This window comes from Paenalicyclobacillus cellulosilyticus (genome assembly GCF_014647315.1).
In the GTDB taxonomy this organism is placed as follows: domain Bacteria; phylum Bacillota; class Bacilli; order Alicyclobacillales; family Alicyclobacillaceae; genus Alicyclobacillus_J; species Alicyclobacillus_J cellulosilyticus.
In genome coordinates, this window is the sequence record NZ_BMOY01000127.1 from 344 (window position 1) to 610 (window position 267).

Genomic DNA, 267 nt, shown 5'->3' on the forward strand with positions numbered 1-267 from the left:
TGGTGTGGCCATTTCTCATCAGACAATCCTGAATTACGTAAACAGTGTGGCTCTTATTCTTAAGCCATACATCGATCACTATCCATACGAATTGTCTGATCAATTCTGTGGTGATGAAACCTACATTCGAGTAAACGGCCGTTGGCATTACTTGTTTTTCTTTTTTGACGCCGTGAAAAAGATTATTCTTTCTTACCCGGTATCTCCCAACCGAGATACAATTTCCGCCATTCGTGCGATAGATGAAGTTCTCCTAAAGATGGAAGA

Annotated in this window: 1 protein-coding gene; it reads left to right on the forward strand. The window is 40.8% G+C overall.

Going from position 1 to position 267, the window contains the following annotated elements:
• Positions 1-267, forward strand: a 267-nt coding sequence (locus tag IEX97_RS13725; protein ID WP_229776934.1) for a DDE-type integrase/transposase/recombinase, incomplete at both ends; no start/stop codon positions are given.